Below are 22,788 nucleotides of genomic sequence, written 5' to 3'. Positions count from 1 at the left end.
CATCTTACTTCCCAAACGTTACACGTTACGAATAGCAAGCGAACTAAAACCTGTGGAAGTTCAAAGCTACATGGGAGGGGCGTCCAGATTCTGGACGGTTCAGCATTGAGTTGATCAACTTATTGGAGTTGAATAAGCAGGTCAATTTCCAGCGCAGGAGTAGATTTTGCAATTGGCGCTTTAAACAAGCAGGGGAAAAGTTAGGGAAATCCTGCAAAACTTCCCCCGATGTTTGGTAGGAGTCAGCAGGCGATGGCAATCTCACGGCCATGAAGCAAAGCAGCCTTGATCTGAGCCTGAGTACCAAGAAGACCCGCAAGCAGGAGCTTCTTGCCCAGATGGATCTGGTGGTTCCCTGGGCTGCGTTGGTCGAGCTCATCACGCCGTATTACCCCGAAGGCAAGAACGGTCGCCCACCCTTTGCACTGGAGACCATGCTGCGCATCCACTGCATGCAACAGTGGTTCACCCTGTCAGATCTGGCGATGGAAGAAGCCTTCTTTGACACCCCGATCTACCGAGAGTTTGCCCAGCTCGATGCCCATGGACGAATACCGGATGAGAGCACCATCCTGAGGTTTCGCCATCGGCTGGAGAAACATAAGCTGGCCGATCAGATTCTGGCCACCGTCAATGATCTGCTGGCAGCCCAGGGCTTGCTGCTCAAGGCCGGAACAGCCGTGGATGCCACCTTGATTGCAGCACCGAGTTCCACCAAGAACAAGGGCAGAAAGCGCGATCCAGAGATGCACTCCAGCCAAAAGGGCAACGAGTGGCACTTTGGCATGAAGGCCCATATCGGCGTGGACGCGGACTCTGGGCTGGTGCACACCGTCATCGGCACCTCGGGCAACGTGTCTGATGTGGTGGAAGGCAACAGTTTGCTCCATGGTCAGGAGACAGACGTCTTTGGGGATGCGGGCTACCAAGGCGCACACAAGCGCCCCGATGCCAGCAAAGACGTCACTTGGCATGTGGCGATGCGCCCAGGCAAACGCAAAGAGCTGGACAAAGAGAACAACCCCGTTGATGCGCTCATAGACCAAGTGGAGAAGATCAAGGCCAGCATCCGGGCCAAGGTGGAACACCCCTTCAGGGTGATCAAACGACAGTTTGGCTATACCAAGGTGCGTTACCGGGGGCTCAAGAAGAACACGTTGCAGCTCAAGACGCTGTTTGCACTATCGAACCTGTGGATGGTGCGCCACCAACTGCTGGCGGCGCAGGGATGAGTGCGTCTGCAAACAGGCCAGAGGCCGCAAAAGCGGCGCGAATGACCAGAAATGGCGTGAGAAATGGCGCGAAGACGCGAGCAAAACGGCTGCAATTGCGCCATCTAAAAAAACGGACCGGTAGCACTTACTAATCCGAGTTGTTCAGGACATCCTTAGACGCTTTGCTTAGTGCGCGAATCAAAAAAATTTTTTTGAGACCATGCACTGACATCGAACTGTGACAGCCCTAATTATTCGAGCTCAATTTTTAAAGTCGAACTGTTGTAGACCAGTAGCCTATAAAATTAAAAACGTGGAATTTACAGTGCGATTGAATTTGCTTTAGCTATGAAAACTTTAAATTGGTGACATAAATTTTCAATGTATTTACTTCAATCATGGGGGGACACCCTACATTTGATAGTCGAGTTGTTAGCGACCGCTGCATTTGCGTTGTCTGGACTGATGAAAGCTGCGGGTAAAAAGCTCGATGCGGTGGGCATTTGTGTTGTGGCTTTTCTGGCAGCTTTTGGAGGTGGCACCTTGCGCGACTTGCTGCTTGATCAACGCCCGTTTTTTTGGGTGCAACATACCGAAATGCTTTGGGGCGTATTGGCCTTGTGCGTATTTGCTATGGTCTTCATGCGACAGCGGCATTTTGAAGTAACTGAAAGAACAATACTCTGGCCCGACGCGCTGGGCTTGGGACTATTTACTGCGACGGGAGTTCACCTCGCCTTGCAGTCACTCATGCCGCCAGTAGTCGCCGTCTTAATGGGCCTGATCACGGGTGTTTTTGGTGGTGTGCTGCGTGACATGGTTTGCAATGAAATTCCCACGGCTTTCAAAGACCACCGCCCCTACGCGGTGTGTTCTTTTGCTGGTGGCTGGACTTACGTGGTCCTTTGGACATTAGATGCTCCAGACTGGATGGCCTTACTGGGGTGCTTATTTGTTACTGTGTGCCTTCGCGCACTGGCACTGTGGCGCAACTGGCAACTGCCGGCTTGGCGGGCTTGAATGTTAAAAAACTATAACCAATGATGAGGTTGTTTAATTTTTTAGAAAATCACCAACTAAGTTAAGAAAAAAAGCAGTAGAGAGCCGCAAGACCCCTACTGCTTATTATTTTGAACTCTAAATGTTGCCAGCAGCAACTGCATGCAAGTTCATTGAATATCCTGATTTCTTTGCTGCAGCTTTGACGATGGTGTCTGACACCAGCTCAGCTGTCACGGCTGATAAGGAAATCCTGCAAAACCTCCCCATTTGTCTGGTAGCTGTCAGCCACCGCTGGCATCCTCAGCATCTATGAAGCAAATTGGCCTCGCCCTGAACCTGAGCACGCGCCAGACCCGCAAGCAAGTCTTTCTCGAACAGATGGAGCAAGTCGTGCCCTGGCAAGACTTGGTGCAGCTGATCGCCCCGTACTACCCCCAGGGCAGGAACGGGCGCCCGCCCTTTGAGCTGCAGACCATGCTGCGCCTGCACTTCTTGCAGCAGTGGTTCAAGCTGTCGGACCTGGGGATGGAGGAAGCCTTGTTTGACACGCCCCTGTACCGAGACTTTGCCCAGCTCGATGCCCACGGGCGGCTGCCTGACGAGAGCACCATCTTGCGCTTTCGCCACCGCCTGGAGCGCCACAAGCTGGCCGAGCAGATGCTGGCCACCGTCAACGACCTGCTGTGCGCCAAAGGCCTGCAGCTCAAGGAAGGCACCATCGTGGACGCCACCTTGATTGCCGCGCCGAGCTCAACCAAGAACAAAGACAAGGCGCGAGACCCCGAGATGCATTCGAGCAAGAAGGGCAACCAGTGGTACTTCGGCATGAAGGCCCATATCGGCGTGGACGCCGACAGCGGCCTGGTGCATACCGTGCGCTGCACCTCGGGCAACGTCGGCGACGTGGTCGAAGGCAACAGCCTGCTGCACGGACAGGAGGTGCAGGTCTTTGGTGACGCTGGCTACCAGGGAGCGGACAAACGCGCCGATGCGCCCAAAGACGTGCCGTGGCACGTTGCCATGGGGCCGGCCAAACGCAAGGCATTGGACAAAGAACGCAGTGCCGTAGATGCCCTGGTCGATCAGCTCGAGCGCGTGAAGGCGCAAATCCGCGCCAAGGTGGAGCACCCGTTTCGCGTCATCAAGCGCCAGTTTGGCTACACCAAGGTGCGCTACCGAGGTCTGAAGAAAAACACCCTGCAGATCGTGACGTTGTTTGCGCTCTCGAACCTGTGGATGGCGCGCCATCAGTTGATGCAGCAGCAAGGAGCACGGGGATGAGTGCGCCCGAAAACAGGGCGCGGGCCGCCAAAAGCGGCAAAAAGCCCTGTTTCAAGGGCAAAAAGGCAGGGGAAACTGCCGAAATCAACTCAAGTTTGCACCATCTGAAAAATAGCCCAGGCGTAGCACGCCTGGGGATGGGTTGTTCAGGGCATCCATAACGTCCAACCCAAGTGCCCATGCCCGGTGTTGTAAAAAACATTGGGAGTTCTACCTTGACCCACCCGAGGCATCATGTTGGGCATCATAGGGCGCAAGCCTGCCCAAGGCACTACAGAGCGTGTGTTAACGCGGGGAAAACATTGTTCCACCCATTCAATCAATGGGCGGATGCGGTCTGCGCGAATGTCACGGTTCACGCCATTGAATTCGGCAGTGCCTGCAACGCGGAAACGGTTGAGGCCTAAGCGGCTGGTGACCAACTTGGTTTCGTCATCCAGTAAGCTCACGGTGGGGGCACCCAATTGACTTTCTTCATCGTTCAAGTTGACGGTGATGGAGTAGCCTTTGACGGGGTAGATGTTCACGCGATCGCCTAGCTGAGCTGCAAAGTCACGGCTGCCCACTCCTGCACACACCACCACGCTATCAAAGGTATGCAGGCTTGGGGTGGCGTCTTGTTGTGTCACGGTGATGACAGCTTGTTGGCCATCGCTTTGAATCGACGTCACATCTTGACCATACAGCGTGTGCACGCCGAGTCGTGATGCCGCATTTGCTAGTCCATTGGTGAATTTGTGAATGTCTCCCGTGGAATCGCTCTCAGTGAAGTAGCCACCGTAGTAGGTGCCTGCCAATGTCGGCTCGATGGCTTTCATTTCAGCTGGGGTCACGGCATAGCGAGGTAGGCCCCCCTTGGCCAGCATGACTGACACTTTGCCTGCATGGTCGAACCCTTTTTTGTCACGGTAAATGTGCAGGATGCCTTCCTTCTTCAGGTCGAAATCAATGCCTTCTTCCTGCGCCCAAGTAAACAAGTGTTTGCGGGCTGCGACTGCTAAGCGAGCTGTCTCAACCGTGTTGCGCTCGTAATGGGGCATCGCAGCAATGAACTCTGCAAACCAGGAGAGTTTGTGCCACGTAGGTGCTGGGTTGACCAGCAGCGGCGCATCACTTTTGAGCATCCACTTTAGCCCTTTGAGGATGGTGGACCAATGCGTCCAAACTTCTGCATTAGATGCAGAGAGTTGCCCTCCGTTTGCGAATGATGTTTCCATCGCAGCATAGCGATGGCGTTCAAACAAGGTAACGGAAAAGCCGCGTTTTGCCAAGGCATAAGCTGTTGTGACGCCCGTGATGCCGCCGCCAATAACTGCGATTGTTTTCATAGTGAATGAGCTTTCAAAAACGTCAAAGTGTTGAGCACCAACAAGCCCTGTGCATGGCTGGTGCACCCCCTCTGTTTAGAACCTGAGAGATTCGTGGTCCATCGTGTTCAATGCAACCACTTGCTCCTGCGGTGTGCCGGGTGACTAAGACCAGCAACTCTTCAGAGATATCAACGATTCAAACCGGTCCTTTTGCCTGAGAGTTTCCGGGGTGGTTGCTCCTTCGGCGTCGCGATTTAACGCGATCTCTCCCGATCTGAATTTCATAAAAAAACTACGCCAGAAAGCGCTCAGTCAACGCGACCCAGAACGCAGCACCCACAGGTATGTTGCGGTCTTCAAAATCGTAATTGGGGTTGTGCACCATGCAGGCCCCGTGACCTCCGTTAGTTGCATCGCCATTCCCGATGAATAGATAGCTGCCTGGCACTTTGTCGAGCATGTAGGCGAAGTCTTCACTGGCGGTGAGCGGTTCAGTTTGGAGCACCACGTTATCTGCGCCTACCAACGCCACCGCCACTTCGCGGGCTATTCCCGTCTCAATAGGGGTATTGACCAGCACCGGGTAACCGGGCAAAAACTCGACTTTTGCGGTCACGCCAAAACTTTTCGCCTGTAACTCAACGAGCTCCACAATGCGATTGCGCAACAACTCTCGCACATCCCGATCCAGCGCCCGTACGCTAAGCTTTAACGTGGCGTTTTGGGGGATGACGTTGTTGACCACACCCGACTGAAAAGAGCCGACCGTGATCACGGCCATGTGCAGTGGGGGTACGTTGCGTGAAACGATGGTTTGTAGCGCCATGACAATTGCCGAACCCGCAACGACCGGGTCAGCACTCTGGTGCGGCATGGCACCATGGCCGCCTTTACCTTCAATGTGCACCAGAATGTTTTCGCTGGACGCCATGGTTGCGCCTTCGCGCAATAACAACTGACCTGGCCGAAAGCCCGGCAGGTTGTGCATGGCAAAGATTGCGTCGCAGGGGAAGCGGTCAAACAGGCCGTCTTCAATCATCTTGCGCGCCCCCCCAAGCTTTCTTCAGCGGGCTGAAAGATCAAATTCAGCGTGCCATCAAACGTGGTGGACTTTGCAATATGTTCGGCCGCAGCCAGCAGCATTGCGGTGTGTCCGTCGTGGCCGCAGGCATGCATCAAACCCGCATGGCAACTGGCATGGGGCAGCCTCAGTCCTGATCGGTGTGCGTTTGCAGCCAGGCAAGTGGCGGCATGCCGACGCGGTGGGTGAAAGCGCGGGTAAGCGCTACAGCGCTGGCGTAACCCACCATGGGCGCAATGGACTTGAGCGGCTTGCCTCGTTTGAGCAAACCCTTGACTACTGTGATGCGCCAGGCCGTGAGGTAGTCGAGCGCGGTCAGGCCCGACACCTCTCGAAAGTGATTGGCAAAGCGTGCGCGCGACATGCCTGCGGTTTCGGCCAACGATTCCAGCGTCCATGCATGGCCGGGCCGGTCGTGCATGGACGTGACCGCTTTGGACAAACGTGGGTCGCCCAGCGCCGCCAGGATGCCGGTGGTGACCGATGAAATGTCAAGCAGGTGGCGCAGCAACAAGATGAGCAGGTATTCCATCAACAGGTCCAGCGCAGCTTGCCGACCACACTTTTCGTCAAAGGCTTCCTGGAACAACAGGTCCAACGCGGGTGAAAGACTGGACGACTGGTTCAGCGGAATCACCAGCACCTCGGGCATGGCAGAGATCAGCGCGCCTCGGGCCTCGTCGCCCAGATCGACAGACGCACACACCAGGTCAACACCGTCGGCGCTATCGGGCACCAGCCGGTGGGCAGAACTCTGCGGGAAAAACAACAAACTGGGCTCTTCAACCCTGCTGGCGCGCCCATGCCGGTCGATCACGCTCATGGTGCCCCTGCGCATCAAATGCACATGGCCCACATGAGCTTCGGCCTCAAAGGCGGAGATCTGGCACAGGTTGCCCGAATAGAACACGCGTGCGCTGGGCACCGAGCGGGCAAACAAAGGTGAAAGTCGGTCCATGGCGGCGCTTGATACTTTGGGTATGCTTTCTTGTACTTTCAGTGATTATACGTATCGCACAATTCACTGGTGCATGTCGCACAGCCATTCAAAACGAGAGTTTCACCATGACACGTATCGCACCTGTATCACTTGCCCAAGCCGACGCCACCACCCAAGCCACCCTCAACGGCGTCAAGGCCAAGCTCGGCATGGTACCCAACCTGTTTGCCACCTTCGCCCAGGCTCCAGCCGCCCTGAACGGCTACCTGGCTTTCTCCGACGCACTGAGCAAAGGCCGCTTGAGCGCCGCCCAGCGCGAGTTGATCGCATTGGCCGTGGGCCAAACCAACGCTTGCCAGTACTGCTTGTCTGCACACACCCTGATCGGTAAAGGTGCTGGTTTGTCGGAAGCAGCCATCCGCGCAGCCCGAAGCGGCACCGCCGAAGGCGAACAAGACAAGGCCTTGGTTGAGCTGGCCATCAAAATCGTCCGTCAGCGTGGCGTGTTGGCCGACAGCGATCTGGCCGATGCCGCAGCAGCGGGTGTGGACCATGGCCTGGTCATCGAAGTCACCGCCAACGTGGCCCTCAACGTGTTGACCAACTACACCAACCACATTGCCGACACCGACGTCGACTTCCCAGCCGTGCCAGTCGCCCTGTAAAGCCCAGCCTCGCTGACAAGCGGGGAACGCCAACGGCCACCTCCTGGTGGTCGTTGGCGCAGGTGGCCGTGTTGCTCCTGTTGGCACACAGATGGCCTTCACTCCTGCGGCCAAGCTCGCCCTCATTGACGGCAACAACTTCTACGTCTCCTGCGAACGCGTCTTCCAGCCCTGGCTGCAAGGCCCTGGGCATCAAGTTGTGCGCGCCTTATTCCAGCTGCGCGAGTCATCCATCTCCTCGCTCATCCCCACCATGCCCCAAGGCAAACCAGCGGGCGTGCCCTGCGTGCAACTTGACGAACAAATGCGCTGCAAAGTTTTTGGGCAACCCGAACGGCCCGCGATGTGTGGGCAACTGCAAGCGTCGGTGGAGATGTGTGGGGATGTGGCCGATGGCGGGGTGCACGCCCGGGCTTGGCTGATGCGGCTGGAGGAATTGACGCGGCCGGGGTGAGTGCGGCCTCATCGTTGGCAGCCCTTTACGCCCAGTCACCAACAAGTCATCCCCCCGCCCCGCTTGCCGCTAAGCTGAATCCCTTTTGCTGACCTGCGGAGCACAGCCATGGCGTTTGAGATTCCTTCCTTAAAAGATAGCGTTCACCCCGATGAATGGCAGCTGCGGCTGGGCTTGGCCGCGTGTTACCGGCTGGTGGCGCTGTATGGCTGGAGCGATCTGGTGTTCACCCACATCAGTGGCGTTACCCCATAACGGTAGACAATTTCTATAGTATGAGTTGGAGTGAGTAGCACTTTGTACAGATCGATTTATGCAGCTTGCTTTTGGTCATCGACCGTGTAATAAAACGTGCAATGACTGAGAAAAATTGGTCTAAATAATGAGCTAAGTTTTAACCAGAGAACCTCTGATTAACAGAAAGCCAGGCTCGTCAAAAATCCATATAAATCAATAATTTATAGGCAAAAACGATAAACGTGTAATAAACCGTGTAATAAGCCAAAAGTTACATAATGTAACTTTTCTGAGGTTTAAAGCACTTTTGATGTGTCCTATAGCATTTTACTCGGCAAATGATGAGCCAATCAAAAGGCAATCAAACTAGGAGCCAAGGGAAATCAAGGTTTGGTGCAGTAGTGAGACGAAAGTAGGGTGCATTGATCGAGTTCAATTTCGGGAGTCGAACTCAACGAAATGAGAAGCATACGAAGTGAAAACCGTGGAATTGACTGTGCGATTGCTCGCACTTCATATGCTGCTCATTAATTTCTTGTCTGATCAACTTACTTTGCTTGCCGTAAATCTGCCGAACCGATGTATTCTTTGAACTGCTTGCACCAAATTAGCACACTCGTTACGTCTTCTGGGTTTTGCGTTGGCAGGAGATAGAAAGCGGCACCATTAGGCTTTTTAAGCCGGCTAACTTCAATTTGTTGAACGCTAAATTCATCGTTGTCCTTGATGGCAGATTTGCTACTGATGTAGACATGGTAGTCAGGGCCTGGGCTGGATCTAAAGTTCTCGCTTGATTGCAAAAATAATTGATTTCCTACCTTTATGACAGACCACTCGCCAGAGGAGTTGTGGATTAAATCCTGCCCCTTTGCTGTTTTGTCAATCTGTCCTCGTTTGATGAGTTCGCCTTCGATTTTTTGGTGATCGTCAAATCGCACTCTTAGGTCTTGAGCATGACCACGAATTGCATCTAGCAGCTGTGCATTTGCATTTGGCACTGTGCAAAGAAGTATGAAACTTAAAAGTAGATGAAATTTCATAGCAATGATTACTCCGCTAGCTCCAACGAGTGAAGGACTGACTTGAGATCTGGCCCGGAATAATGCGGGCGAGGTGTCAAAGCCTCAAACGGCAAACCTTGTCGATTGACCCAGTGCGTTGTAAAGCCAAACCAAGTAGCACCTAGTGCATCCCATGCATTGCTTGATACGAACAGAATTTCATCTTTGTTTACGGGAATCGTCTGTTGCACAAGTCCATAGCTTTCGGGCGATGTCTTGAAAAGGCGTATTGAATCTACTGATATGACTTGATCTAAGACATCTTCCATGCCCGCGCTCTTGACAGCTGATGCCAGCATGTCCACGCTGCCATTAGAGAGGATGGCAGTCGTAACACCACTAGCTTTGATTTTCTGAAGGACTGCCAAATTTTCAGTAAACGGGGTCAGGTGAGCGTATTGCTGCATCAGTTTTTCTACCTGATCCGATTCACGATTTAGTTTCAGTCTGTCTAGGGTGTACTCCAATGACAGGCGTGTCAGCTCCCAAAATGGACGGAAGTATTGACTGCCAGATGCGTTGTGCGGATCAGACTGCGTAATCAACCTTGTGTACTCAATTTGCTTGTCGCGCCACTTCACCGCAATGTCAGCCCCATGGCTTGGGTAGAGCTCTTCAGCTAATACTTGGATGGAGTAAACATCAAACAATGTGCCGTAAGCATCAAAAACAACTGCTTTTATAGTCATGAAAATTTCCTAGTTGGGAATCAAACTACTGTCTTTGCATCTTGACCAAACAAAATGGATTTGGCGTTCTGGTCCACAGTAGGCGCGGTATTGATCGACTTTGCGATGTCATAGGCCTTTTGTGTTGCCGGACGACTTCCAATCCGTTCAAACCATGAAGATAGGTAGGGGAACTGGCTCATGTCTTGTCGTTGGCGTTCGTGTGGGACAACCCATGGATAGGAGGCCATGTCGGCAATAGAGTACTCACCGCAAATGTATTCGCGACCATCTGATAGATGCTTATTCAGCACGCCATACAAGCGTGATGTTTCTTTGACATAACGATCAATGGCATACGGCAGTTGCTCTGGTGCGTACTGGACAAAGTGATGGTTCTGACCAGCCATTGGGCCTAGACCACCCATTTGCCAGAAAAGCCATTGCAGGCATTCATTTCTTCCACGTAAGTCCTGAGGGATAAATTGTTTCGTCTTGTCTGCCAAGTACAAAAGAATGGCACCCGATTCAAAAATGGCAATGGGTTCGCTTCCACCAACAGGTGTGTGATCTACGATGGCCGGTATGCGATTGTTGGGCGCAATTTTCAAAAAATCAGGAACGAATTGTTCGCCTTTGCTGATATTGATTGGTTTGATGTTGTAGTCAAGACCTGACTCTTCCAAGAACATCGTGACCTTGTGGCCGTTAGGTGTGGTCCAGTAATAAAAATCAACCATGCCTCACACTCCAGAGGCTTTCAGGCGCTCGTTAGATGGGAACAGCTTTTTGCGTGCGTCTTCATCCATTTCGGTTTTGAAAGCAAACTTGGTCTTCAAGGCTTCTGCTCGTTGCGCCGCAGGACGTGCGTTGATTTCATCAAGCAAGCGTTTAACGTGCGGCAGTTTTTCCCAAGCATCAGCACCCAATACAAAGGGGACGACGCGAGCCCAGCCCCATACCGACATGTCCACTATTGAGTAATCATTGCCCATCATGTACGGCTGATGTGCCAAGTGGTCGTTGATGAGGTTCCAATGACGCCATGCTTCAAAGTCATAGCGGTTCACTGCGTATTCTTTGGGCTCTGGAGCGAAGTGCTTGAAGTGGACAGCCTGACCACAGTAAGGGCCAATACCTGTGGCTACAAACATCAGCCATGAATACATCTCAGCTTTGTTCTTTGGCGTCCCTACAGGCACAAACTTGCCAATCTTTTCGCCCAAATAAAGCAACATCGCATTGCTATCAAAAACTCGAATGTCGTCGTCAAGCATGGCTGGCGTCTTCGCGTTCGGGTTGATGACCTTAAAGCTATCTGAGTGCTGTTCGCCTTTACGTGTGTCGACAGGAATGAGCTCATAGGGCTCTCCTGTCTCTTCAAGGTACAGGGCAATCTTTAAAGGGTTGGGCGAAGGATGGAAATAAAACTTGATCAAGATGAACTCCTTTTTGCTTATGAATGAAAAACTTAAATGAATGCCAGCCAAATCCCGAGTGGCAGAAAAGCCAGACTCAGTAAATGTCCAACGATGACTGTGGAAGCCACCTTGTTAGGCTCCACCTGAAATTTGTCTGCAAGCATGAAATTGAAGACTGCCGATGGCAAGCATGCAAAAAGGATCAATGCCCCACGCTCTAGTCCTTCCAATGGAATGAACCAAAGGGCCAAAAGTACAGCAGCAAGCCTGATGATCAAAATAAGCACGCCTGAGCGAACACCTACCCATGCGTCCGCCACTTGACTGCTGGCAAGTCTTGCTCCGAGTGACATCAACATCATCGGGACCAGTACACTGCCAATCATGGTGCAGGATGTTTGAACCCACTCCGGAAGTGTTATCTGCAATTGAGAACTAGCAACACCCAATACGGTTGACCAAACAAGTGGGTTGGCATAAACCATCCGCCAGTCAACTTTGCCGCTCATCACGCCAGCACCAAGCGTGAAATGCAGGATATTAGAAATCACCAACAAAACGACCGCGGGAGCCATGCCCTCGGGTCCATAGGCAAGTGCAATCAAGGGAATGCCAATTGGACCAACATTAGTGAACATGGCACACGGCAAAAATGCTTGCACTGATGCGCCTGAGAATTTTGCGAATGGCCAAGCGATCAGGCCAGTCAGAAGAATCAACACGATCGATGCCCCAGTGAAAGACATGGCAGAAATGGGATCGAATGATTTAGCGGACAACGAGATAAAAATCAAAATAGGCAGTGCGATGTCCACCACCAGTTTGTTGGCTCCCCCTAGGTCCGGTTTGACGCGTCGGCTGTAGAGAAAACCAACCAGCACAAGGGTAAAAATTGGCAGCGTGATGGATGCGATTTTTGAAAACATGTGCCCTCACTTGTTACGTGAAAAACTAGAACAGATTGCAGTATCCTGCACTTGGTGCAACAATTCGTACATATAAATTTGCAATTCGTACAAATGGACGCTCCGCGCTTAGATCGACTCACCGCCTTGCTTGAGGGACTTAGTCCGAAAGTAACCTTGGCAACTAAGCCAGACGGGTTTTCGCTGCACATCATCAAGACGGGGACATCTGATCATCCAACCGACAGTTTCTCGGGTATTCAGCAGGACGCCTTGTCATTGTTGGTTTGCCCTGCGGCGAGCTATTTTGAGAATCTTCTGCAAGCAGATCAGCAGTGCTGCATGAGCTTTGATGTTGTCTTTGATGGGCCAATGGGGCCTAGCTTCTTAGCGGAGCAATCTAAGCCAATCTCAATCGTCATGAAGGATGCTGATCCATCGTTGGTGCAAGTCATGATGCTGATTGCAAACGAAATGCAGGCCAGTCGTTGTGGACAACCCTTCTTCATGAATCGGGCAGGCGATATTTTGTTGGTTAGCTTGATGCGACACCTGACTTCTCGACCACAACAATCCACAGGGTTGTTTCAGGCTTTGTCAGATCCGCGGATTGCTAAAAGTTTGGTAGCGATGCATTCCAAGCCAGCCCATCCTTGGACCTTGGAAAGTTTGGCTAACTTGGCTGGAATGTCGCGAACATCATTTGCCAATTACTTCAAGGAAGTGATGCAGGTATCACCAGGAAAGTATTTAGAAAACTTGAGGTTAGCTATTGCGCGGCAATTGGTTGACACCGGTATCGGGTTGAAGCAAATTGCAACGCGAACTGGTTATTCCAGCCCATCAACATTATCTAGGGCGCTGGGTCGCGTTGCTTAGATGACAAATTGGCGTTACCCCCAAACAGCATAAGCCACAAGGGCTTTGTTGCACAAACCAGCCCCATTGCACTGGTAACCTCGGCGCATGAATGAACCCCAAGGGCCTAAGACCCGCTACAAGACAACCAACTGGGCTGCGTACAACGCCGCACTCAAGGTCAGAGGGGCGCTGACGATCTGGCTGGACAAAGACATGCAGTGGTACGCACCTGCCAGTGGCAAACGGGGTCGCCAGCAGACGTTCACGGATGCGGCCATCCAGTTTTGCCTGAGCATCAAGTGCCTGTTTGGCTTGGCACTGCGCCAGAGCCTGGGACTGATTCAGAGCCTGCTGCGTCTGGCGGGGCTGAATTGGCGGGTTCCCGATTTCAGCACCATCAGTCGCCGTCAGAGGACGCTGCAGGTGCAGCTTCCTTACCAGCGCAGCGCCACAGCGCTGGATTTGCTGGTGGACAGTACGGGCATCAAGTTCCTGGGTGAAGGGGAATGGAAACGCAAGAAGCACGGAGCCGAATATCGGCGGCAATGGCGCAAGGTGCACCTGGGCATTGATGCCCACACGCTGGAGATTCGGGCCATTGAAGTCACAGACAACAGCGTGGGCGATGCTCCCATGCTGCCCGAACTGTTGGCCCAGATACCGCTCGATGAGCCGGTGGCAAGTGTCGGTGGGGATGGAGCCTACGACACAAAGGGGTGCCACGCGGCGATAGCGCAAAGAGGTGCGCAGGCGGTGATTCCCCCGCGCAAGAATGCAAGGCCTTGGAGACAAACGCTGGAGGGAGCGGGCGGGCGCAACGAAGCCCTGCGAGCTTGCCAAAGGCTGGGGCGCCGTATCTGGAAGAAGTGGAGCGGTTATCACCGAAGAAGCCTGGTGGAAACCAAGATGCATTGCTTCAAGCGCTTGGGCGAGCGGGTGATGGCGCGAACGTTTGAGCGCCAGGTCACAGAACTGCATGTGCGGGTGGCTTTGCTCAACCGCTTCACACAACTTGGGCGCCCGGCAACGGTGCCTGTGCCTGCTGTGGCGTAGCTGCGTCTGGGGCTGGGGTTATCTCGGCTCGCTTCTGGTTTGTGCAACAAAGCCCGCAGCATCTGGAAAAAGTGGAGCGGCTATCACCGCAGAAGTCTGGTGGAGACCAAGATGCACTGCTTCAAACGCCTGGGCCAACGGGTGATGGCGCGCACGTTTGAGCGGCAGGTGGTGGAGTTGCATGTGCGTGTGGCTCTGCTCAACCGTTTCACGCAACTCGGGCGCCCGAGCACGGTGCCCGTGGGTGCCATGGCATAGCTGCGTCTGGGGCTGGGGTAATCTCGTCTGCCTTCCGACTTGTGCAACAAAGCCGATGCTGCGCCCCAATCTGTCACAGGCTCGCAGCGCTTCGTTGCGCGCATGCGCTCCCACCAGGGTCGCCTTCCACGTCTGGGCGTTCTTGCGCGGGGGGATCACCGCCTGCGCATTTCGCTGGGCAATCGCCGCATGGCACGCCTTGGTGTCGTAGGCACCGTCCCCACTGACGCTGGCAATCGGCTCATCGGGTGGTATCTGCTCCAGCAACTCGAGCAGCATGGGCGCATCGCCCACGCTGTTGTCGGTCACCTCGATGGCCCGGATCTCCAACGTGTGGGCATCAATACCCAGGTGCACCTTGCGCCACTGGCGCCGGTACTCGGCACCGTGCTTCTTGCGTTTCCATTCGCCTTCGCCAAGGAACTGAATGCCGGTGCTGTCCACCAGCAGTTCCAGTGCGGTGGTACTGGCTCGGTAGGGCAGTTGTACCTGCAAAGTCTTCTGGCGTCGGCACACGGTGCTGTAGTCGGGCACCCGCCAGTCCAGGCCTGCCAGACGCAGCAGGCTTTCAACCATGCCCAGGCTTTGACGCAGGGCCAGACCGAACAGGCACTTGATGCCCAGACAGAACTGGATGGCTGCGTTGGAGAAGATGTGCTGGCGCCCGCGTTTGCCGCTGGATGGGGCGTACCACTGCATGCCTTTGTCCAGCCAGATTGTCAGCGACCCTCGGGCTTTGAGCGCGGCGTTGTACTCTGCCCAGTTGGTGGTCTTGTAGCGGGCCTTGGACCCCTTCGGTTCACTCATGTCTCGAGGCTACCAGCTCAGCGGACTGGCTTTGTGCAACAAAGCCCAGCCGAACTGGAAAGGGAGGCTGAGCTGCTCAGTGATCACTTTATCCGTTGGCTGATTTACGCCGGCATGTTCGCTACAGGCACTGAACGACAACGCAGATGGTATGGTCTGTGCGTTCTGACTCGTCAAGGATCGGCCAATGGATCGTTTGTCTAATTTGCTCTCGCGGTTCGGCGTGCGGGCCAATCTGTTCTATGACGGCGACCTATGCGGCTCTGCATCTTACGATGGCGCCGAGCGGCGAGGTTATATCCATCTGCTTCAGGCCGGCAGCGTGACGTTGCTTGGTCCCGATCGCAAGGATTTGCAGCTCACTCGCCCTAGCTTGATTTTTATGCCACGCCCCGCCAAGCATCAATTGTTTGCGGGTGAGTCCGATGGCGCAAAGTTGTTGTGTGCTTCCATGGAGTTTGAGGGCGGAATTGATAATCCTTTGTCGGCTTCATTACCGGACTGTTTGGTGCTCGCACTCGATGATCTGCCCATGCTGGCAGACACGTTGGAGTGGATGTTCGCCGAGGCGGCAAATGTGCATTGTGGAAGGGAAGCCGCGCTTGAGCGCTTATTTGAGCTCCTAATCATTCTGTTGCTCCGTTACCTGCTCGATCATCACCAGTTGCGCACCGGAATGATGGCTGGACTGGCCGACATGCGGCTTGCCCGATCGCTTTTACAGATGCACAACTCCCCGGAACATGCCTGGTCAATAGCAGAGCTGGCCAGTGAGTCAAATATGTCACGCGCTGCGTATGCCGTGCATTTCAAGAGTGTCATCGGACAGACGCCTGCTGATTATTTGTTGAGTTGGCGAGTTAGCCTGGCTCAGAAGCTGATGCGAGAAGGGCGCTCGATTACGCTGATTGCAGCTCAAGTCGGCTACGAAAGTCCTTCGGCGCTGTCTCGCGCATTTAGACGCAAGACGGGGTTGAGCCCTCGTGACTGGTTGAAAGATCTGGCGGGGGAAAATGACGGCAAAAAGGCCTAAGGCATTACTGCCTTAAGCCATTGAAAAAATTATGCATTAATTTTACGTTTTTCCAGTTCAACCAGCGAATGGCCTGCCACAAATATCGAAACAGCAAGCAACCCTAAGTCTTTAAGCAGAAACTGACCTGGCGCAACGGAAATCGCCGGAAACCCTAAACTAGGCTCAATGACGCCCGGAGTGGAAAACATAAAGCTAAGGGTTGTGAAGAACAGGCCTGCAGACAGAGCGCCTCCTACCACGGATAGTTTGGGTGACAGCATGCGGCCTGCGATCAGAGTGCCGATCGAAATCTCTAGTATGCCGAGCAGGCTGGAGAACATGTCGACCGAAAAAATGCTATACACCCATCCCAAAAGCGGGCTGTTGCTCACCAGTGGAACCAGGCCCTCGGCCTCGTAGTGGGTAAATTTCATGCCGCCGAACCAGAAGTAAATAATAGCGAGAGCCAAGTACGCGCCATAGATACCTAGCCCCATAGTTTTGGTTCCAAGCGTTAAGTGGGCCTGTACGCTGGACTTCGAGTTTTCAATGCCTATGGTTTTCATGTCTGAGCTTCCAGTAGTGAGTGAGAGTGTGTTGGCTGCCGAACGCCGTATGCGTTGGCGATGAGATGATTATGGCTGGCATCTCTAATCAAGAGGCATCAGAAAGTATTGATTTCAGTGCAGATCGTCTTGGGCGGTGCAATTCGCGATGAAGGGATCGCCGTGGAGAGCGATGAGTGCACTATTTCGATAAAGGAGTCGTTTTACATAGGTCGATGAAGCGCGTTGCGGCATCGCCTACTGTCATTTCTCAAATCTGACTATGGGGCTTGGGGCGAAGGGCGGCACTGACTAGGCTTAGAACAGCTACCAACTAGCCGCGCGGCCGCGATGCACAAAGAATGGTAACTGAGCCGTGAGTGCGGTGGGCGCCCGCATTTATTTCCAAACCCTACAGATACATCGATCTTCGACTTCAACCGGGCAGATAGCTGTTGCAGCAAGCCTATCAATCGACTTTGACGTGTTAAAGAGGATAGGTTTTCCAGGGTTGGGGAACAGCATGCCCTGCAGAACGACACACGTCACTTTTGTTAAATTAATAAGTTAGCTACCTATTGGGCAACGGATAGGCGTTTTAACCGCATGAGGCCAAGTATCGCACCGCGGAAGCGCCATCAAGCCGGCTGAGACACTCGATTTTCCCGCCCAGGTGTCAGGTTCACCACCAGGGTTTGGCGTTCAGGAGAGTGATTTGCGGCGCTCGGCGTGTACCGGGCGCAGAGCCAGTTCGCGGCAAGTCAAAATCGCCGCTTTGTTCATTCACCAACTGATGCGCTGATCGACCTCAAAGTCCGGTGCCGGTTGCGCCGCTAGGTCCCAGTCTGCTGGCTCGGTTTGCGCCCCGTCATCCATCTGCGCATCACTACAGTCATCCCACAGCGGTGGCCCGCGCGCCGGGGAGATGCGGGGTGGCTCTGAATCTGCCCCGATGTTACCCAGGATGTGCCGGATGTCAGCGCTGTGCGTAATGAACGCGATGATGCGCATATGCCCGCCACACAGCGGACACAAGAGGGGAACACCTCGTAGATGCGGGCGATCAGCACCGCCCACAGGTAGTGCGCTGCACGCTTGGGCAGCACCGGCTCGCTCTGGGATGGCAGCGCGCTGCTCATCGGTACCACACCAGGCGCGCACTCCCCCGTGCTGATCGACGCGCCCAGCACGGGAGCGGCTTGCGCCGGTGTCGCCAGCGCCGTCACCGCAGCCCTGAGCGGCGAGTTGGGTGCCAACACGCCAAAATAGCGGTGCCGGTGGGTGCGTGGCGGGGGAACCAGCGCGGCAATGCGGTCGATCAGCTCCAGCGGTGTGAGGTGCAGCTCATCAACCTTGGCACCGCGCTTGTCGCTGGTGGGTTCGCTGCGCTGCTTGCCGCAGCGGTACACCAGTTTGCTTCCCTCTTTGCGCAGCCTGTCCATCGCAAAGGGTGGGCGGGCGCAATAGCGCAAGAGCCGCTCAAGGCCTGGACGGTCGTGGGATTCAATGCACACCCCGGCATCCACCGAGAAACCGCTGTGTTTGTACCCCAGCATCTCTTTTGCCTCGAAGTTCTCCAGCTGCCCGCGGCCCACAAAGGCGCGCAGGATACGTTTTTGCAGTGTGGTCTGCACTTGTGCCACGGGTGTCGCATCGATGCCGGTGGCAGGGTGGAATACGACACCTGACGCAGAGACTTGCATTGCGGCATCAGCGCTGCCCTCGCCTGCCACTTCCTCAAACACCCCGTCCACCACACAAACGTGGAAGTGGACGTGTTCATTGAGGCTGGAGCCGAATCGGTGAATGAAGGCGATGGCACCGATGTGCAGGCCTGCCTTGTCCATATGGGGGTCTCCTCGTTTTCAGTGCAATAAGTGACGGTACGCAAAGCTAGCACTGGCGCGGGGGTGGTCTGGGTAGACCGTTGATTTCATTGACTTTCCTGTTCGCTTTGTAAACGGGTATGGTGGCCTCCCACTTTTGAGGTTCACGATGCAGGGTTGGCACACAACGTTTTTGGGGATGCGTGGGCTCCCCCGCGATATCAGCGACTTCGAGATGAAGGCATTTTTCACCTTCGATGGTGCCGAGCGCGACGCAATCAATGCACGCCGAGGTGATTCCCACAAGCTTGGTCTGGCGCTCCATATTGGTTTCCTGCGCATGAGTGGGCGTTTGCTCGGTGCCTTTCGGGTAATTCCAGTAGCCTTGTGGCGCCACCTTGGCAACGAGCTTGGCATTGCAGCACCAGAAGTCGCCTCGCTGAGAGCCATGTATGAACGCGGGCGCACGCTATTCGATCACCAACAAGTAGCCTGCACGGTCACCCTGGATTCCAGTGGATGAGCGAGCACCAGCGCCGCTCACTGGTACGTGAACTGCGCGACGAAGTGGCGCGCTGCGCCGACCGCGATCAGCTACTCGTGCGGGCGCGTCAATGGCTGTACAAGAACAAGCTGGTGATCGTGCACGAGCGGGCAATTCGGACACTGATTGCGGCGGCACTTGCCCAGTTTGAAGTTGAAACAGGCACCGCCATCGCCGCCAGCGTTGATCCAGCAACACTTGATCGCTGGCGAGCCTCAGTTTCAGAGCTGCGCCCAGATGGACAAACCCAGCAGAGTTGGCTATGGGCTGCACCGGCGAAACACTCAACCCGCCAAATCAGCGAGGTACTGGAGCGCATCGACCTGCTTTACACGCTGGACGTTCATAAGCACCTGGCAGACATCCCCGATCTCATCTTGCGCCGCTACGCGCGCCGACTTGTCTCCAGGCCGCCCTCAGCCGGAGCCAAGATCAAAGAGCCAGCGCGCACCGTGGAGGTCGCATGCTTTCTTCGGTATTGCCTGTTCACCACCACAGACCAGTTGATCCTTATGGTGCAGCGCCGGATCGCCGATCTGTGGCGTCAGGCTGCCGCCGATGTCCCCGCTACCGTCAATTGGGCCGCAATGTACAAAACGCTGCTCGGCGAACTTGTTGCCTTGAGCGCGCAAGGTGCGGTGCCAGATGCTGAGTTGCGTGCCCGTCTTGAAGCCTTGATCACCGAAACCCAGAAACGCAAACCACCGAGCAGGGCCTCCCTGGTCGCGAGGGATTGATTGATGGAATTCGCCCCGTGCGGTCGTTGCTCGTCGCCATTGCAAAGCTGCCCGTTTGCTTGGTTTTGATCTTTGCCCGCGGTTGAAGGAACTCAAACAGCGCCACCTCTTTGTGCCACGCGGCACCAAAGTGCCCGCAGAAATCGCTGCGGTGTGCGAAGCCAATGTCGACGTCGCTTTGATCGAAAAGCATTGGGATAGTCTGGTGCACCTGGCAGCCTCGGTCATGAGCGGACATGCCAGTGCGGTGGCAGCTCTTGCGCGGTTCGGTTCTGCCGCCCAGGGCGATCCAATCTATGAGGCTGGCGTGCAATTGGGGCGGTTGCTGCGTACGGCGTTTTTGGCTGACTACTTTGTCAAGGACGCTTTCAGGAACGAGTTGCGCCGGGTGCTCAATCGGGGCGAGGCTGTTAACGCCCTCAAGCGCGCCATTTATACCGGCCGGATCAGCCCGGCGCAGGCCAAACGTGTCGATGAAATGCAGGCTGTGGCCGATGCGTTGAGCCTGATGGCCAACATCGTGATGGCGTGGAATACCTCACAGATGCAGGCGGTCCCTGGATCGCTGGTCGAACCGCCGCCAGGTCATTCCACCGGAACTGATCGGGAAGATTGCGCCCACCAGGCTGGAGAGCATCAACTTGCGGGGTGTGTTTCGCTTCCCGGTTGACCGCTATGCTGACCAAATCCTGCCTTCGCGGCCAAATGCATCGATAACTGGCACCAATGGATGAAACCGACCACGGTTTGACGCCACGAATCGCAGATTTGAAAGTGAACAGGAAAGTCAATGAAATCAACGATCTACCAACACCACCTCCGCGCCAGTGCTAGCTTTTCGTACCGTCACTTATTGCACTGAAAACGAGGAGACCCCTACAACGCCAGCCAAGCCAAGGTGCAAGCCAATATGACCAGCATGATTGGCTTCTACAACGCCGAGGTGAAGCGCTTCAACGCTGCCCATCCTGGACTGGATAAAAAAGCCAGAGAGGACGTGCTGGATCGCTTTATCGACACCAACCCGGAGCGCATCAGTTGGACGCGCGCGCTCAAGAATGATTTGGCGAAAAACAGATCTTTTCAATACTTTTCAAGTTGCCTTACACCCTCGCTGTACCGTCCATTTACTAAGCAATGGATGTACTTCAACCGCACCTTCAATGAGATGGTGTACCAAATGCCCCGCATCTTCCCCGAGGCTGGGGCAGAGAATTTACTCATCATGGTCAAGCAGCGGATGAACAACGAGGGCCATTTCGTGCTGATGGTAAACGCTCCCCCAGAGCTGCAAACAGATGGCGGTAGCCAATGCTTTCCCCTCTACCTCTACGACGAGGAAGCCCAGAACCAGGCTGGCGACACGCCAGATATGTTTGCCGCTCCTGCTGCTGGCACTGCCCAGCGCCCACGCCGCGATGCCATCACCGATGCCGGACTGGCCCACTTCCAGGAAGCCTACCCAGGCGAGGCGATTACCAAGGAAGACCTGTTTTATTACATCTATGGCTTGTTGCACTCGCCGGACTACCGCGACCGCTACGCCGACAACCTGAGCAAAGAATTGCCGCGTATCCCTCACGTCAAAACCGCTGCCGACTTCTGGGCCTTCAGCCAGGCAGGCCGCGAATTGGCCGACCTGCATTTGAATTACGAGACGGTGCAGCCCTATCCCCTGACCATCGAGGCCAAAGGGCCGCTGGCCGATGCTGATTACCGCGTGGAGAAGATGAAGTTCGCAAAAAAAGGCGACAAGACAACCGTCATCTACAACGGCAAGATCACCCTGCGCGCCATCCCCGAAGCAGCCTGGGACTACGTGGTCAACGGCAAGGCCGCGCTGGACTGGGTGATGGAGCGCCAGTGCGTCAAAACCGACAAAGCCAGCGGGATCGTCAATGATGCCAACGATTGGGCCATCGAAACCATGGGCAATCCAAAATACCCGTTGGAGCTGTTCCAGCGCGTGGTGACGGTGAGCCTGGAGACGCAGAAGATTGTTGCTGCGCTACCCTCTTTGAACATCTGAGCGGTACGTGGCTGTTCAAAATGAAGCCAGAGGCAGAAACAAGGTTCGCGGCGCGTCTGGCAAGGCAATAAAGCCGTGATGCTGGTAGAAATCCGCTGCCGCCTCGTCCTTGGCATCCACCATCAGGGCGAAGGCGGCAATCTCCGAACGGGCGGCACGGTCGAGCGCATCGGCCAGCAGCGCACCGCCAAGACCTTGCCCCTTGAATGCCTGATCGACAGCCAGGCGGCCCATGCGAACTGCAGGTACGGTCGGGTAGCGTGGCAGCTTCTTGCCCGTGCTGGCCGGAAGATCGGCCAGCAGAAGGCTTGCCGATGCCAGGGTGTAGTAACCAGTGATGCGCTGCCCGTCCGCCAAGGCCACGAAACAGGCAGCCACGCGACGGCGAATGTCCTGCGTGACTTGCTCGCGCAGGTAGCGATTCAGCGGCTCGGAGTTACTATTGAATCCGCTGCGGTCATGTGCCACATCGAGCGGCGCGAGTAGGAACGGTGCGCGGCTCATTCAGTGCGCAAGAGCTTGCTACGGCGAGCGAAGGCACGCTTCAAAGCCGGGGCCGGTTTCGGTGGCGACAACAGGGCTTGCGCAAAACATTCCTGATCGGCCAGAGACAGGCGGATGACTTCGGCTTGCTCGATAGCGCGCTGCGCGGCGTCCTGCACGGCAGACACCACGAAATCGGTCATGGTCCGCCCCTGAAGTTCGGCGGCACGCTTGAGCATCGAGTGCAGATCGGTACTGATTCGGGCTTCGAGACGAGCGGTAGAGACGGCGACGGGCATGGTTTTATCCTCCTGATGCAATCGTACGGCGAATTGCCGTACATATCAAGGCGAAATTTTCGGTGGTTCTGGCTCACATGCGGCTTTTGGCG

At 54.9% G+C, this 22,788-nt stretch carries 18 protein-coding genes, 7 pseudogenes and 2 riboswitches; of the genes and pseudogenes, 12 read left to right on the top strand and 13 right to left on the bottom strand.

Annotation, left to right across the window (positions count from 1 at the left end; all coding sequences use genetic code 11):
- The first annotated feature begins 269 nt into the window (after window positions 1–269).
- From P4826_RS03865 to P4826_RS03855, 3 genes are all read left to right on the top strand, one after another.
- Window positions 270–1,232 (top strand): IS5 family transposase, encoded by a 963-nt coding sequence (locus P4826_RS03865; protein WP_046462844.1) that lies wholly within the window; start codon window positions 270–272, stop codon window positions 1,230–1,232.
- Window positions 1,233–1,595: 363 nt separating this feature from the next.
- Window positions 1,596–2,234, top strand: coding sequence for a trimeric intracellular cation channel family protein (locus P4826_RS03860; protein WP_092701314.1), 639 nt, complete (start codon window positions 1,596–1,598; stop codon window positions 2,232–2,234).
- 291 nt (window positions 2,235–2,525) lie between these two features.
- Window positions 2,526–3,497, top strand: a complete 972-nt coding sequence (locus tag P4826_RS03855; RefSeq protein ID WP_317701056.1) for an IS5 family transposase — start codon at window positions 2,526–2,528, stop codon at window positions 3,495–3,497.
- Between the two features lie 158 nt (window positions 3,498–3,655).
- On the opposite strand, the pseudogene P4826_RS03850 reads toward P4826_RS03855, so the two are convergent.
- From P4826_RS03850 to P4826_RS03840, 3 genes and pseudogenes are all read right to left on the bottom strand, one after another.
- Window positions 3,656–4,825: pseudogene (locus P4826_RS03850) on the bottom strand (D-amino acid dehydrogenase); the annotation flags it as partial.
- A gap of 61 nt (window positions 4,826–4,886) precedes the next feature.
- A riboswitch (glycine riboswitch) is annotated at window positions 4,887–4,999 on the bottom strand.
- Window positions 5,000–5,089: riboswitch (glycine riboswitch) on the bottom strand. It abuts the riboswitch before it with no gap.
- 10 nt (window positions 5,090–5,099) lie between these two features.
- Window positions 5,100–6,013: pseudogene (locus P4826_RS03845) on the bottom strand (amidohydrolase); the annotation flags it as partial.
- A 2-nt stretch (window positions 6,014–6,015) separates the two neighbouring features.
- Complete coding sequence (locus tag P4826_RS03840; protein ID WP_044398509.1) at window positions 6,016–6,846, bottom strand: AraC family transcriptional regulator; 831 nt, start codon at window positions 6,844–6,846, stop codon at window positions 6,016–6,018.
- A gap of 107 nt (window positions 6,847–6,953) precedes the next feature.
- Between P4826_RS03840 and P4826_RS03835 the strand changes: the two genes are divergently transcribed.
- The 3 genes and pseudogenes from P4826_RS03835 to P4826_RS03825 all read left to right on the top strand — a co-directional run.
- Window positions 6,954–7,493 carry a carboxymuconolactone decarboxylase family protein gene (locus P4826_RS03835; protein WP_044398511.1) on the top strand — a complete coding sequence of 180 codons (540 nt, stop codon included), beginning with the start codon at window positions 6,954–6,956 and terminating at the stop codon, window positions 7,491–7,493.
- Window positions 7,494–7,692: 199 nt separating this feature from the next.
- Window positions 7,693–7,947, top strand: coding sequence for a hypothetical protein (locus P4826_RS03830; protein ID WP_052521058.1), 255 nt, complete (start codon window positions 7,693–7,695; stop codon window positions 7,945–7,947).
- Between the two features lie 108 nt (window positions 7,948–8,055).
- Window positions 8,056–8,199 (top strand): annotated as a pseudogene (locus P4826_RS03825) (class II aldolase/adducin family protein); the annotation flags it as partial.
- Window positions 8,200–8,732: 533 nt separating this feature from the next.
- Here the strand turns inward: P4826_RS03825 and P4826_RS03820 are convergent.
- From P4826_RS03820 to P4826_RS03800, 5 genes are read right to left on the bottom strand one after another with little or no spacing between them, the layout of a single operon-like run.
- Window positions 8,733–9,224 (bottom strand): DM13 domain-containing protein, encoded by a 492-nt coding sequence (locus tag P4826_RS03820; RefSeq protein ID WP_081770863.1) that lies wholly within the window; start codon window positions 9,222–9,224, stop codon window positions 8,733–8,735.
- Between the two features lie 8 nt (window positions 9,225–9,232).
- Window positions 9,233–9,934: a haloacid dehalogenase type II gene (locus P4826_RS03815; RefSeq protein WP_044398513.1), complete on the bottom strand. Its 702-nt coding sequence runs from the start codon at window positions 9,932–9,934 to the stop codon at window positions 9,233–9,235.
- A gap of 20 nt (window positions 9,935–9,954) precedes the next feature.
- The gene (locus P4826_RS03810; RefSeq protein ID WP_044398515.1) at window positions 9,955–10,653 is read right to left on the bottom strand and encodes a glutathione S-transferase N-terminal domain-containing protein; all 699 of its coding nucleotides are present in this window, start codon (window positions 10,651–10,653) and stop codon (window positions 9,955–9,957) included.
- A 3-nt stretch (window positions 10,654–10,656) separates the two neighbouring features.
- Entirely contained in the window at window positions 10,657–11,352 is a 696-nt protein-coding gene (locus tag P4826_RS03805; RefSeq protein ID WP_043387357.1) for a glutathione S-transferase family protein, read from the bottom strand.
- A gap of 32 nt (window positions 11,353–11,384) precedes the next feature.
- The gene (locus P4826_RS03800; protein ID WP_044398520.1) at window positions 11,385–12,260 is read right to left on the bottom strand and encodes an AEC family transporter; all 876 of its coding nucleotides are present in this window, start codon (window positions 12,258–12,260) and stop codon (window positions 11,385–11,387) included.
- A 93-nt stretch (window positions 12,261–12,353) separates the two neighbouring features.
- Here P4826_RS03800 and P4826_RS03795 point away from each other — a divergent pair, with 93 nt between their 5' ends.
- The 3 genes and pseudogenes from P4826_RS03795 to P4826_RS03785 all read left to right on the top strand — a co-directional run.
- Window positions 12,354–13,118, top strand: coding sequence for a helix-turn-helix domain-containing protein (locus P4826_RS03795; RefSeq protein ID WP_084601294.1), 765 nt, complete (start codon window positions 12,354–12,356; stop codon window positions 13,116–13,118).
- 87 nt (window positions 13,119–13,205) lie between these two features.
- Complete coding sequence (locus P4826_RS03790) at window positions 13,206–14,153, top strand: IS5-like element ISAte1 family transposase (RefSeq protein ID WP_044398522.1); 948 nt, start codon at window positions 13,206–13,208, stop codon at window positions 14,151–14,153.
- Window positions 14,154–14,207: 54 nt separating this feature from the next.
- Window positions 14,208–14,411: pseudogene (locus P4826_RS03785) on the top strand (IS5/IS1182 family transposase); the annotation flags it as partial.
- Window positions 14,412–14,465: 54 nt separating this feature from the next.
- Here P4826_RS03785 and P4826_RS03780 read toward each other — a convergent pair.
- Window positions 14,466–15,218, bottom strand: a pseudogene (locus tag P4826_RS03780) (IS5 family transposase); the annotation flags it as partial.
- 187 nt (window positions 15,219–15,405) lie between these two features.
- Between P4826_RS03780 and P4826_RS03775 the strand changes: the two are divergent.
- Window positions 15,406–16,251: an AraC family transcriptional regulator gene (locus P4826_RS03775; RefSeq protein WP_003464995.1), complete on the top strand. Its 846-nt coding sequence runs from the start codon at window positions 15,406–15,408 to the stop codon at window positions 16,249–16,251.
- 29 nt (window positions 16,252–16,280) lie between these two features.
- Here the strand turns inward: P4826_RS03775 and P4826_RS03770 are convergent, their stop codons facing one another.
- A complete protein-coding gene (locus tag P4826_RS03770) occupies window positions 16,281–16,799 on the bottom strand; it encodes a YkgB family protein (RefSeq protein WP_003464991.1) in 519 nt (172 codons plus the stop codon).
- Between the two features lie 762 nt (window positions 16,800–17,561).
- Window positions 17,562–18,637: pseudogene (locus tag P4826_RS03765) on the bottom strand (transposase); the annotation flags it as partial.
- Window positions 18,638–18,773: 136 nt separating this feature from the next.
- On the opposite strand from P4826_RS03765, the pseudogene P4826_RS03760 reads away from it, so the two are divergent.
- Both P4826_RS03760 and P4826_RS03755 read left to right on the top strand, forming a co-directional pair.
- A pseudogene (locus P4826_RS03760) lies at window positions 18,774–20,438 on the top strand (Tn3 family transposase); the annotation flags it as partial.
- Window positions 20,439–20,795: 357 nt separating this feature from the next.
- Window positions 20,796–21,914, top strand: coding sequence for a type ISP restriction/modification enzyme (locus P4826_RS03755; RefSeq protein ID WP_317702601.1), 1,119 nt, complete (start codon window positions 20,796–20,798; stop codon window positions 21,912–21,914).
- Window positions 21,915–21,929: 15 nt separating this feature from the next.
- Here the strand turns inward: P4826_RS03755 and P4826_RS03750 are convergent, their stop codons facing one another.
- Window positions 21,930–22,418, bottom strand: a complete 489-nt coding sequence (locus P4826_RS03750; RefSeq protein WP_317702600.1) for a GNAT family N-acetyltransferase — start codon at window positions 22,416–22,418, stop codon at window positions 21,930–21,932.
- A complete protein-coding gene (locus tag P4826_RS03745; RefSeq protein WP_317702599.1) occupies window positions 22,415–22,696 on the bottom strand; it encodes a type II toxin-antitoxin system TacA family antitoxin in 282 nt (93 codons plus the stop codon). Before P4826_RS03745 ends, P4826_RS03750 begins: the two co-directional genes overlap by 4 nt.
- Window positions 22,697–22,788: the final 92 nt, after the last annotated feature.

The organism is Diaphorobacter limosus (assembly GCF_033100095.1).
Lineage (GTDB): Bacteria > Pseudomonadota > Gammaproteobacteria > Burkholderiales > Burkholderiaceae_C > Alicycliphilus > Alicycliphilus limosus.
The sequence above is the reverse complement of the archived record's forward strand: the minus strand, read 5'-3'. Positions and strand labels throughout refer to the sequence as shown.